This window comes from Acinetobacter sp. 778_lipA (assembly GCF_058242985.1).
This window is the reverse complement of sequence record NZ_JBZAYT010000001.1, coordinates 3,311,300-3,323,937: the sequence shown is the minus strand read 5'-3', so window position 1 is coordinate 3,323,937 and position 12,638 is coordinate 3,311,300. Positions and strand designations below refer to the sequence as shown.

9 protein-coding genes are annotated in these 12,638 nt (G+C 40.6%); 6 read left to right on the top strand and 3 right to left on the bottom strand.

Annotated elements, in window-relative coordinates; all coding sequences use genetic code 11:
* Nucleotide 1 precedes the first annotated feature (1 nt).
* From AC4CUY_RS15705 to AC4CUY_RS15695, 3 genes are all read left to right on the top strand, one after another.
* Nucleotides 2-1,468, top strand: a complete 1,467-nt coding sequence (locus AC4CUY_RS15705) for an aldehyde dehydrogenase (RefSeq protein ID WP_490774380.1) — start codon at nucleotides 2-4, stop codon at nucleotides 1,466-1,468.
* 38 nt (nucleotides 1,469-1,506) lie between these two features.
* Nucleotides 1,507-3,147: a thiamine pyrophosphate-binding protein gene (locus tag AC4CUY_RS15700; protein ID WP_419327096.1), complete on the top strand. Its 1,641-nt coding sequence runs from the start codon at nucleotides 1,507-1,509 to the stop codon at nucleotides 3,145-3,147.
* A gap of 144 nt (nucleotides 3,148-3,291) precedes the next feature.
* Complete coding sequence (locus AC4CUY_RS15695) at nucleotides 3,292-4,485, top strand: hypothetical protein (RefSeq protein ID WP_419327097.1); 1,194 nt, start codon at nucleotides 3,292-3,294, stop codon at nucleotides 4,483-4,485.
* 202 nt (nucleotides 4,486-4,687) lie between these two features.
* On the opposite strand, the gene AC4CUY_RS15690 is transcribed toward AC4CUY_RS15695, so the two are convergent.
* Together AC4CUY_RS15690 and AC4CUY_RS15685 are read right to left on the bottom strand one after the other, a co-directional pair.
* Complete coding sequence (locus AC4CUY_RS15690; RefSeq protein WP_490774379.1) at nucleotides 4,688-5,572, bottom strand: dihydrodipicolinate synthase family protein; 885 nt, start codon at nucleotides 5,570-5,572, stop codon at nucleotides 4,688-4,690.
* A gap of 5 nt (nucleotides 5,573-5,577) precedes the next feature.
* Nucleotides 5,578-6,360 carry an aldolase gene (locus tag AC4CUY_RS15685; protein WP_336951929.1) on the bottom strand — a complete coding sequence of 261 codons (783 nt, stop codon included), beginning with the start codon at nucleotides 6,358-6,360 and terminating at the stop codon, nucleotides 5,578-5,580.
* A gap of 109 nt (nucleotides 6,361-6,469) precedes the next feature.
* On the opposite strand from AC4CUY_RS15685, the gene pdxR (AC4CUY_RS15680) reads away from it, so the two are divergent.
* Nucleotides 6,470-7,903 (top strand): MocR-like pyridoxine biosynthesis transcription factor PdxR, encoded by a 1,434-nt coding sequence (pdxR, locus tag AC4CUY_RS15680; protein WP_483770728.1) that lies wholly within the window; start codon nucleotides 6,470-6,472, stop codon nucleotides 7,901-7,903.
* Between the two features lie 150 nt (nucleotides 7,904-8,053).
* Here the strand turns inward: pdxR (AC4CUY_RS15680) and AC4CUY_RS15675 are convergent, their stop codons facing one another.
* A complete protein-coding gene (locus AC4CUY_RS15675; protein WP_336951927.1) occupies nucleotides 8,054-8,509 on the bottom strand; it encodes a GNAT family N-acetyltransferase in 456 nt (151 codons plus the stop codon).
* A gap of 108 nt (nucleotides 8,510-8,617) precedes the next feature.
* Between AC4CUY_RS15675 and pdxR (AC4CUY_RS15670) the strand changes: the two genes are divergently transcribed.
* Nucleotides 8,618-10,096: a MocR-like pyridoxine biosynthesis transcription factor PdxR gene (gene pdxR / locus AC4CUY_RS15670; protein ID WP_336951926.1), complete on the top strand. Its 1,479-nt coding sequence runs from the start codon at nucleotides 8,618-8,620 to the stop codon at nucleotides 10,094-10,096.
* 146 nt (nucleotides 10,097-10,242) lie between these two features.
* A complete protein-coding gene (locus AC4CUY_RS15665) occupies nucleotides 10,243-12,570 on the top strand; it encodes a TonB-dependent receptor (RefSeq protein WP_490774378.1) in 2,328 nt (775 codons plus the stop codon).
* Nucleotides 12,571-12,638 lie beyond the last annotated feature (68 nt).

Genomic DNA, 12,638 nt, shown 5'->3' with positions numbered 1-12,638 from the left:
CATGGTAAAGGAAATTTATATCGCAGGTGAATGGCGATTAGGTAAAGGCAATACGATTCAAAGTCTGTTTCCAGCAGATCAATCTGTCAATGCTGAAATTTCTACAGCGAGTTTAGATGATGTCAATGAAGCAATTGAAAAAGCAGACTTGGCATGGCGACAAGCGGGCTGGCGCAATAGCATGCCACATGAACGTGCGCGTATTTTGTATAAAGTGGCAGAGATTATTGAAGCGCGTGTAGATGAGCTTGCAAAATTACAAACCCGTGATAATGGTAAGCCACTGGCTGAAACACGTGGTTTAGTGATGAGTGCAGCCGCGACAGCACGCTATGTTGCCGCAGCATGTGAAACGCTGAATGATGAACTCACCACACAACGTGCGGCTGACTTTATGACCATGAGTGTGCATGAACCTGTCGGTGTGGTGGCCGCGATTACACCGTGGAATTCACCGATTGCCAGTGAAGTTCAAAAACTTGCCCCTGCGATTGCTGCTGGAAATGCGGTGATCCTTAAACCGGCAGAGGCAACGTCTTTAATTGCCTTGGAACTTGCGAAAATCTTTGAACAAGCAGGACTGCCAAAAGGCTTACTCAGTGTTTTAGTGGGGCGTGGTTCTGTAATTGGTGATGCCATCGTAAAGCATCCTTTGGTCCGCAAAATTTCATTTACTGGCGGAACCACTACAGGGCGTCATTTGGCTCATCTTGCCGCAGATAAATTGATTACCACCTCATTAGAGCTTGGTGGAAAATCCCCTACGATTGTTATGCCTGATGCAGACATTGAATTGGCTGCTAAAGGTGTGGCTTATGGGATCTTTAGTTCCGCAGGACAAGCCTGTATTGCAGGTTCACGACTCTTCGTGCATCACAGTATTTACGATCAGTTCCTTAAGCGTTTGGTTGAAATTACCAAAGCTTTACGAGTGGGACATCCAGAAACAGCGGGTGTACATTTGGGCTCTTTAATTAATCCAAAGCATTTGGCTTCTGTCGATGCCTATGTGCAATTGGCCAAGCAAGAAGGTGGTCAAGTTGTAGTGGGTGGTCAAGCGCTGACGGATGGTGATTTGGCGAAAGGAAGTTATTACTTACCGACCATCATCACCAGCTTAAATAATACTGCACAAACCTGTCAGGAAGAGATTTTTGGTCCAGTCTTGGTGGTGATGAAGTATCACGATGAAGCTGATTTAATCACCCAAGCCAACGACAGTTGTTTTGGGCTTGCAGCAGGAATCTGGACTGAAAATTACCGTAAAGCTTGGCAAATTGCGCGTGCTTTGGAAGTCGGTACAGTCTGGATTAATACCTATAAAAAATTCTCTATTTCGGCACCGTTTGGTGGCTTTAAAGAAAGTGGTATCGGGCGTGAAAAAGGGCGTTTAGGTATTTTGTCTTATATGCAGCAAAAAAGTATTTATATGGGATTAAGCGAACAGCCAAATCCTTGGTGTGAATAATAAATTCATGGAATGAAAAAGTTTTTGAGGAATAAACAATGACAGAACGTGTAAATGTAGGCGAAGCAATCGCGCGTGTTTTAGAAGCACACCAAGTGGAAAGTATCTATGGGGTGATTTCAATTCATAACCTACCAATTGCAGATGCCGTAGGGCGTCGTGAAAAAATTCGTTTTGTGGCAGCGCGTGGCGAAGCAGGTGCAGTCACGATGGCAGATGGTCACTCACGCTTTAAAGGTTTAGGGGTTGCTTTGACCAGTACCGGTGCTGGGGCAGGCAATGCAGTAGGTTCATTGATTGAAGCGATGAATGCTGGAAGTCCTGTGTTGCATTTAACAGGGCAAGTTGAACGTGAATATCTTGATCGTGATGCCAGCTTTATCCATGAAACCAAAGATCAACTGACCTTCTTACGTGCTTCAAGCAAAGCTGCATTTCGTATTACCAGCCCAGACAATGCAGTGGGTGTAATTCGTGAAGCAATTCGTGTTGCAACCACAGTACCGATGGGGCCTGTAAGTGTTGAGCTCCCGATTGATGTGCAAGCTGCAGAAATTGACTTGCCATTGAATTTAGGTCCTGTCAAAGCGCTTGAATTACCGCAGGCTGAGCAAGTTGAAATAGATTTAATTGTTGAAGAAGTTAAAAAAGCCAAACGCCCCATCTTCTGGATTGGTGGTGGCACATTAAATAGTGTTGATGAAGTGAAAGCCATTGCGGATCTTGGGATTCCTGTTGTTTCTTCTACCCATGCTCGTGGTGTGTTAGCGGATGAGCATCCACGTAGTTTAGGTGCATTCCATAATTCAGCAGGGGTTGAGCAACTGTTAAAAGAGGCTGACTTATTGGTGGTGGTGGGCTCGCGTTTACGCAGCAATGAAACTAAAACCTATTCGGTACAATTCCCTGATAATCTGATTCAGATTGATGCCAATCCAGTAGCACAGCAACGTAATTATAAAGTTCGTAACTTCATTTGTGGTGATGCCAAAGATGTATTACAACGTGTGCTCACAGGGCTAAGCGGTATCTCAAAAGTTGATGCAGATTATGATGCAGCGGTTGTTGCGGCAAAACAGTCAGCTATTGAGGCGTTGCGTACTCAGCTGGATCAATATGCCCTGATCTGTGATCACTTACGTGCGGCACTACCTCAAGACGGCATCTTTGTTCGTGACATTACCATGTCAGGCAGTACTTGGGGCAGCCGATTATTTCCAGTACAAGCACCAAATCAAAATATTCACTCACTTGCAGGGGCAATTGGTCTTGGTTTAGCCACAGCAATTGGTGCTTCTATTGCCAATCCAGATAAAAAAGTGATCGGCTTAGTAGGGGATGGTGGTTTGATGCTCGGTATCGGTGAGATTGCCACCATGGCACAAGAAAATACCAACATGGTGCTGATGATCATGAACGACGGTGGTTATGGCGTCATGCGTGGTATCCAAAAGAATTACTTTGAAGGGCGTCAATATTTCAATGAATTGCATACCCCAGATTATAAAATCTTAGGGGAAGCAATGGGAGTGAAAAGCTGGAAAGTGGGCAGTGCAGATGAGTTTAAAAGCGTGATTCAACAAGCGGTCGATTTTCAAGGGCCAAGTGTGATCGAATTGGATATGAATTCGATTGGACCACTGAACTTTGCAGGACCACCGCAGAAAAAACTCTATTAAACCCAGTTGAACATCCGATGCTGGCATCGGATGTTCAGCAAAAGCTCCGGCAAATTTTTTTGCTCAAAATACAATAAAAACTATGTTTTATAGGTAAAACAAAAGTCCAACAGGATCGTTGGAACACAAGGGAAGGACGCAATTATGAAAAAGACATCAATCGCGATGCTACTTGCAGCAATGTATTTGGGTACCACATCCAATGTTTTGGCGCAAAGCTCAGCATTAGAATGGAAAAGTGAAGATGGGACGGACTCTATAAAATTGGGTGGCGTGGTGCGATTAAACCAACGCTATGAAAATTGGGAAGGGCCCAATGATGGCTTTGGCAAACTCTATTTTGATATTTTTAGAGTCGATGTAAAGGGTAAATTTGACGATGCCTATTTTAATGCAAGTTATCTGTTTCAAGATCAAGAGAAGCGCTCGATTGAAAAAGCTTATGTGGGCTACAATTTAGACCAACAGAATAGTCTAGAAGCAGGATTTGTATATAAGCCTTTTGCGATTTATCCTTATCCGCAAAATGGTTGGACTTACCATATCCCATTCTTTTTGGGCTATGGCAATAACATTGCGCCAGGTTTGAACTGGAATTTTCATAATCAGGACTGGGATGTAAAATTGGGCTATTACCCTGAAATGCTGGCAACCAATCTGCGCTATTCGCCCGAAAGTGCCACTTATGATGACCTAGCCGACAATGCATTTCCAAGTCAAAAAGCCTATCAAAATGAAAAGCGCCATCAATTCAATACGCGGATTGTGCGCAAGCTAGACACCAAAGTGGGTAAGCAGGAAGTCGGGGTATCAGGGGCAATTGCGCAATTGCATAATAAAACCACCGATAAAAATGGTCAATATTATGCAGTAGGGGTGCATAGCGATAACAATTACAAACGCTTTAATTTACAAAGCTCTGTGATTCATTATCAATATGATGCAAAGAATCCTGATGGGGTCAATAATGATATGACTTTAATGGGGAATAACGGATTTACCCCTGCTTATTTTATTGCCTCTGAAGCGACAGTTGCCAGTTTAAATCTTGCCTATACCTTACCTATGCAAAATATGGGCAAACTCAAAGCGATCCGATTCTACAATGATTATAGTTATATGGATAAGAAACGTGATGATTGGTCAGATTCTCAAATGAATACCACTGGGATGATGTTTATTGCGTCACCCTTTATGGTGTGGGCCGATTATACTTGGGGGAAAAATGCCAATATTATTGGTGGTGCAATGAATTCAACCGGTTTTAGCTCGACCGTTTCACCCTATAGTGACCAATGGTTGTATCGTATCAATTTAAACCTTGGATTTAGTTTTTAGAAAGCTGATTTGGGAATTGATTTATTTATTACGCCGATATTTGCTATGGCAATAACCGCTTTGTTGCACTTAGATTTAAACACCGCTGGATGACATTTACTTATCATTTGAGTATCTGTCAAAGCAGCGGATCGGCTGTGTATGCAACAAAGCATGTTTATCGGATCAATTTTATAACTTCACAAGCGCATACGACGATCGTTTACGCTTGTTTTGCTAAGGCCATCAACGACTTTAATTGCTGAACTTCCAGTGGGGTAGCATGTTGTAACGGTTTTCTTGGTTCACCTACAGAAAAACCTAATTCATTTAAACCCGCTTTGACTGTTTTAGGTAAGCCACCTTGTACAATAAAGCGCAGCAAAGGCAATTGACGATAAAACAAGGCTTTGGCGTGGTCTAAATCACCATCTTTGACTGCCTGATATAACTGACTTGGTAGCTCACCGAGTAGATTTGGCGCCACAGTACACCAGCCACTTGCCCCTGCACAAAATGCCTCAAGTGCCAAAGGATTACAACCATTATAAAAGGGCAACTGTCCTTGAGATAATTCATGAAATTTATGCATGCGCTGAATATCGCCAGTACTGTCTTTAACCATGCAAATATTCTCAATTTCTTGAAACATTTTCACGATCAATTCTGGTGACATATCTACACCACTGGTTGCAGGGTTGTTATATACCATGATTGGCAGCTTGGTCGATGCAGCAATTTGCTGGTAATAATCATAGATTTCTTGATCATTGAGTTTCCAGTAAGACACTGGTATCACCATAATTAGATCAGCGCCAAGCTCCTCAGCTTTTTGGGCTTTTTGAATCGCCATCGCCGTTGTGAGTTCAGAAATTCCCAACATGACTGGGACACGTTGATTAACGACTTCGATACTTTTTTGTGCGACTTGTTGCCATTCTTGCCAAGATAAATAGGCACTTTCACCAGCACTGCCCAATGGCACAATCGCATTACATTGTTGTTCTAGCAGAGCATTTAATGTGATGGTCAGCGCATCAACATCGACAGCTTGGGTGTTTGGGTGAAATGGTGTGATTGGGTATGCAATAATGCCTTCTAATTTCATTTTCATTACTCCTCGATACAGTCCGCATGATTTTTTAAAGCTTTACGCGCATAGTATGCAAAATTGACATGATTACGCTTGTTGGTAGAGACCCAGTCATGAGCTTCTTTTGCCAGTTCATGTGGGATAGGTTGAATTTGTCCAGCAGCCATTGCCAAAAGCTGAAGTCGGGCAGCGCGTTCAATTAAAATGGCTAAGTTGCAAGCCTCTTCAATGGTTTTACCTGCCACCAGCTGACCATGATGTGACAGTAGTACAGCGCGGTTTTTACCTAAGGCTTCTGAAATAAAGATACCTTCTTCATTGCCGACAGGGACTCCCGGCCACTCTTCCACAAAAGAACAGTCTTCGTATAAAGCGCAAGTATCCATTTGTGCGATCGCTAAGGGCACACGGAGCATTGACAACGCTGCAATATGTGTTGGATGGGTATGGATAATGCAATTCACTTCAGGATGTTGTTTATAGATCCATGTATGAAAGCGATTTGCAGGATTTGCCATACCTTGTTGGTCAAGTGGTTTTAGATCTTCATCAACTTCCAATAAATTTTGCGCTGTAATTTCATCAAAGCCGAGACCAAAACGCTGAGTGATAAAGGTATTGCCTTGCGTGGTACGACAAGTGATTTGTCCTGCTAAGCCAGCATCATGTCCGTGGTCAAATAAAATACGGCAGGTTAATGCCAACTTTTGTCGATCTGTATAGCTTGAATCTTGAATAAATTGCTGCATGTTTTGCTGTGCATTTTGCATCAATTGCTGTTTGTCTAGTTGTGCCGTTTGCATAAATAAAACCTCTCGCTGAGTTGATTTTCACATCGCCTAAGTACAGAATAAAAATTCTGTGGATGGATTAAAATATCCAGTTTCTAAAACTTATATGGGCCAGAGAGTTATGCGTCAGCCTTGGAAAATTCGGCTACATTTAGAAGATCGTGAAGAAAAGACCCTTTTTTTAAAGTTGGCAAATCAGATTATTCAAGAGATTTTATCTGGCAGAATTACTCAGGGAACACGCTTGCCTGGTTCACGCACTCTGGCAGATGAACTTGGGATTAACCGAAAAACCGTACAATCGGTATATGAAGATTTGGAGGCACAGGGGTGGCTGGTCTCAAAAGCCAGACAAGGCACTTTTGTTTCAGAAAACTTACCAGACCTAAAAGTGCAGTCATCGCCTACACTCAAACAGATTGATATCACTCCCGTTTTTCCTACGCAGATACTTATCAAAAATGATGGTGTGCCAGACAATCGGTTGATCCCCTATGAATTGTTTTCTCGGGCTTATCGGCATGCATTGATTCAAGTGACACGCCATCAAACCATGGGATATGGAGATCCTCAGGGCAGTTTAGAACTTCGTCAAGCCTTATTAAATATGTTATCTATGGAGCGTTTTATACAAACCTCTATGGAAAACATTTGTGTGGTTCGTGGCAGTCAAATGGGGATTTTTCTAGCTGCGCGGGTTCTGGCTCAACATCAGTCTCAGCGTCATATGATTGTGGTAGAGCAATGGGCTTACCCACCGGCAGTAGAAACATTTCTTTCTAATCATTATCAAATTATTCGCGTGCGTTTGGATAAGCATGGTTTAGATACCGATCATTTAACTGAAATTTTGTCCAGCCATGCAGTTGCTGCGGTCTACACCACACCCCATCATCAATATCCAACGACAGTGACGATGTCTATGGATCGACGATTAAAACTATTAGAGCTGTCTAAAGCCTTTGATTTCTATATTATTGAAGATGATTATGACCATGAGTTTCATTATGACAGCCGACCCATTCCGCCGTTAATTAGCTTACCAGCAGCAGACAAAGTGATTCATATCGGCTCTTTGTCTAAAGTATTCGCGCCCAGTTTAAGAATTGGTTATGTGGTGACCAATGTACAGATTATTCAGGCGATGAAACAAGATATTTTGCTGATCGATAAACAGGGCAATGCGATTACTGAATTGGCAATGGCTGAGCTGATGCAGCAGGGTGAAATTAAGCGACATATCCGTAAAATGCGCAAGATTTATCAGCAACGTCGAGATTTTGCTGTGATGGCTTTTCAACAGACGTTTGAAGATAGGGTTAAAATAGCCACACCGGCAGGTGGCATGGCGTTGTGGGTAAAATTTAAGTTGCCTTATCAACAGCAGTTTTTAATGTTTTTAAAACAATTACATATTGATTCTGAATATGATTTTGGTTCGGTATGGCATCATTCAGATGATAGTTTTTATATTCGTTTTGGTTTTGCAGCCCTGACCGAATTGGAAATCCGTCAAACTGTTGAAAAGTTATATCAGGTTTTTGTGAGTTCATGATGCTCAAGAGATTGAAAAATCAGCTTAAGTCATGTTGAACTGACTTTAGAACGGTTTAGGTTTAAGTAAAGATGCTACAAATTGAAATAATCACAATATATTGAGATTTAAGTAAAAACCAGAAGCATTGTGTTTCTGGTTTTTTATGGATTAATTTAAAGGCATACGATATTCAATGACCCCTGGTTTTTCAGCAATCCAGTCATAGAGTTTTTGTGCAGTTTGATTGCTTTGTTGAGTGTGCCAATACAAACGCGCGCAGGGTTGAACTATAGCTTGCTGTTGTACATATTCAATCAGGCGCTTGCCTACATGTTGACCTCTTGCCTGTGGAGAAACATATAAGTCTTCTAGATAGCAAAAGTTGGTCTCGGCCCATGTCGAGCGATGGATCACATAATGTACAAAGCCAAGAACATGCTCAGCTTGTTTAGCAACAGCACAATATATCGGCTCTTGATCATCAAAAAAACGTTGCCAAGTGGTTTGCGTAACAGTGTTGGATAAAGCCACTTTGTAAAAGTCTTGATAAGCCAGCCAATACTCCAGCCATTGTTTATAGTCTTGTTGTGCAACAGGCACAATTTGAACCACTAAATTTTCCATAGGTATTCTCCAGTTGTCGGGAAAGAAAGAGGAGAAATGAGTTTAAGTATGATTGTGGTATTGAAATAAGATACACTTTGAGTATTTTTAACAGTACCAGTTTTGTTTATGGTGACAGTAACTTCTGCTTATTTCCCTCATTTGATCTTACCTAAAGGGGTGATTAAAGAGGGTTTATATAGCGTCTTACGTGATGCAATTTTAGATGGTCGTCTAGCTTCTGGAACCAAACTGCCCTCTAGTCGTGTCTTGGCAGAAATGATGTCGATTTCTAGAAATTCAGTCTTGGCTGCAATGGACCGTTTACTGGATGAAGGCTATATTGTGACCAAGCCAAGCTCTGGTACTTATGTCGCAGAGCTGATTCCTGATCAATTAATTTCTATACAAGAGATACCGACAGAATCTTCATCTGATATCTGTCACAAGCTAAATATTAATCCGCATATCGCAAGCTTATTACCTGCTTGGCAGCAACAAAATGTATCTGGGCAGGGTGAAAAAATATTTCATGTCGGCGTTGGTTGTATCGATTTATTCCCACATTCGCTTTGGGGGAAATTATTGGGACGTGCTTGGCGGCAGTCTCATCAGCAATTGGGGCAGTTTCATGATTGTCGAGGCTATTTGCCTTTACGTCAGGCAATTTGTGATTATGTTCGTTCTACACGGGGACTAAAATGTGATGTACAACAAATTTTGATTGTAAATGGTACCCAACAAGCGATTCATCTTGCAGCTTATGCATTATTACAACCTTTGGATCAGATCTGTTTAGATGAGCCGGGCTATGATGCCGCTTTAAATATTTTTCGGAGTTTTGGCATTCAAGTTCATCCTGTATCAAGTGATCACGAAGGGATGAAAGTTGCCGAGATTATTCAGCATTATTCCGAAAGTAAATTAATCTATACCGCACCTTCTCATCAGTTCCCTTTAGGTGGAACACTCAGTTTAAGTCGACGATTGGCCCTGTTGGAATGGGCAGCGAGTCAGCAAAAATGGATTTTTGAAGATGATTATAATAGTGAGTTTAGATATGGAACTCATCCAATTCAAGCCTTACAGGGCTTAGACCAACAACAAAGAGTGATCTATTCTGGTACTTTTTCTAAAATGATGTTTCCGGAGTTCCGACTTGGATTTATGGTGGTTCCAGAATCGCTGATAGAAACATTGAGTCTGGCAAAATACTATACTGATACGCGGAGTGCTTATTTAGAACAAGCGGCTTTGGCTTTGTTTATCAAAGAGGGGCATTATGCACGCCATGTACGTAAAGTGCGTAAAGCTTGCCAAGAACGTCAACAGGCATTAATTGCTGCGATTCAACAATTTCTTGCAGATGTATTGACTGTTCAGCCAACCGACTCAGGGATTCATGTGATTTGTTGGCTAAATGCCCCATGGACTGAGCAAAGCTTTATTGACCAGTGTCTTGCCATTCATTTGGCTGTTCAGCCTTTATCCCGCTACTGTCAACAACCTTATGAAAAAGCTGCGGTATTGTTTGGCTATGCAGCGCATACTCCAGATGAGATTAGCATGAATATTCAGAAGCTGGCGCAACAGATCAAGCACAAGTAACACGGATTCCAGTTTCATCTTCTATATTTCTTCATTTCCTATATAAATCGCTAGCTGGTCTAGCTGTATAAGCACTGATGATAATTGTTGTACATCTGTTTATGTAATGTTATAACATAACAATAAATTACAATTCGGAATCCATGATGCGTCACCATACTTTAGCAATCGCTATTTCTTTACCGGTCTTTCCTGCATATGCGATTGATAACAAACAACTGACTGTACTTCCAGTGATTCGAGTCAATGCCGAAAATGATCCATTTATCAATCAAAGTATTGTTGTAGAAAATAGAAATGCAGACAATAAAACTTTAGGTGATGCTTTAAAGCATCTTTCAGGGGTACAAAGTAGCGCTTTTGGTCCCAATTCAGGTGCGCCTGTGATTCGCAGTTTAAGTGGAAACCGAGTGCAGATTTTGGAAGATGGTCAGTCTATTTATGGAATGAATAGTATCAGCGGCAATATTAATATCCCTTTTGATCCTTTATTCACTCAATCTGTTACTGTCAATAAATCTTCAGACAGTGTACGTTATGGTGGCAATGCCATTGGCGGAAGTGTGAATATTGATTCTGGTCTAATCGATACAGCGATGCCGAATAAAAGTTCTCAATTAGAGCTGGTAGCGAAAAAGGGCTGGAATGATTTTGATGCCAAAGGTTTTAAGCTCAATCTCAATAACCAAAGTAATTTTTCCACCAATTTATTGTTTTCTAGCCAAGATATGTCAGCTTATAAAATTCCGGGAGAGGGTAAAGCGAGCGTATGTAATAGTGGCGTATTTCCAGCGACGGGTGGGGTAAATACAGCATTAGCAGATGCTTGCCAAAAAGAAGCACGCATTCAAAAAAATTATAACACTGCATCTCAGCCTTATATTAACCAGTTTATGACAGAAAACCCTGATTGGGCAGATGGTTCATTTTCCTTCTATACGGATCAACCAACTACTGAGATGCGTGGAAAAACCTATACCAATCCGATAAACCCTAAATATGTGCCCAATACCCAGCAATATACTGAAAACAAAATTAATAAAGATGTCACACCCAACTATAAAAAAAAGCTGGGCAATAGCTATTTAGACAATCAACACTTTGCGATTGGAAGCACTTATTTTCTTAACAATGGACGTATTGGGCTCAGTGCTGATTCAAAAAAAAGTGAATATGGGGTACCCGGATTTTCTCTTGAAAATAAATCTTTTCAATCTACCAGTGACAGCATACCAGTCGGGGTAAAAACAGATCAGCGAAGATATGCCTTAGACAGCGAGTTTAATTTTAGCCCGTTGTTATTGAAACAAATACAATTTGATGTGAGTAAGAGCGTTAATACATCAGGTGAATATTTAGGATCAAAAATGGCCAATAACTATAAATTTGATACCCAACAGGCTGAATTATTACTTATGCATAGACCTGTTGAATTTTGGAATGGTTTTATTGGCTTTAATCAGATTGATCGTAAAGTGGTAGGGCATGGAAATTTACGTTATTTACCGAATATCAATACGCAAACACAAGCCGTGTTTATCAAGGAAAAATTAGACTTTGATTGGCTAGAACTCGATGCTGGTTATCGTAACGAAAAGGTTGAACATAAAATTCAAAAAAGTGATTTTGTACCCTCCAGAAACTCACCGAATACAAAACTCACCGATACGAAATTTAATCTTGAAAGCTATAGTTTCGGTTCATTCTTAAAATATAATGATCTATTGGGTTTAAAGTTGCGTTATTCAGTATCAGATAGAGCACCTGAAATTAATGAACTTTATGCCAGCCATCCACATTATTCAATTATGTTACAAGAAGAAGGTAACCAAAAACTCAAAGAAGAACAGTCCAAAAATCTTGAGTTAACAGGTCTGTTCAATTATAAAAATTTTAATTTTGAAGCAACTGTATATAAGATGAAATATGACAAGTATTTGTATTTGACGCATTCAGGGGCACAAATGCGTAATCGTTTGCCACTCAAATATTGGACCCAGACAGATGCTGAAATTACTGGATTTGAAATTGATTTAAAACAAAAGTTTGAACTCAATCAGTATGGCAATCTTTTGATCTCTGCTTTTGCTGATTTGGTGAAAAATAAAAACTTGAATCCAAACAAAACCAGTTTAGCAAATGATGGAAATTACTTACCTAATATGCCAACGAACCGTTATGGGCTAAATCTTGAATGGAATAAAAATGATTGGTTAGCACGCTTATCCAATATTTACTATGATCAAGCTCAGTATTTAGGCAAAAATGTGTCTAAAGAAATTCCATTGCCGTCTTATAACTTGCTGGATCTACAAATTCAAAAACACTTCAAATTACAAAATGCCAATTTTGATGTTTTCCTCAATGGATCTAATTTGTTAAATGAAGATGCACGACCACAGAACTCGCCATTAAAATACATTGCACCTCTTCCTGGGCGTGGGGTACAGCTGGGTATAAGTATGAAAATTTAATCGCTTAACTTTTGTTGGCTAAATTTTATATGCGAGATCTTAACTTAAGATTTATTATCGGGGGCAAT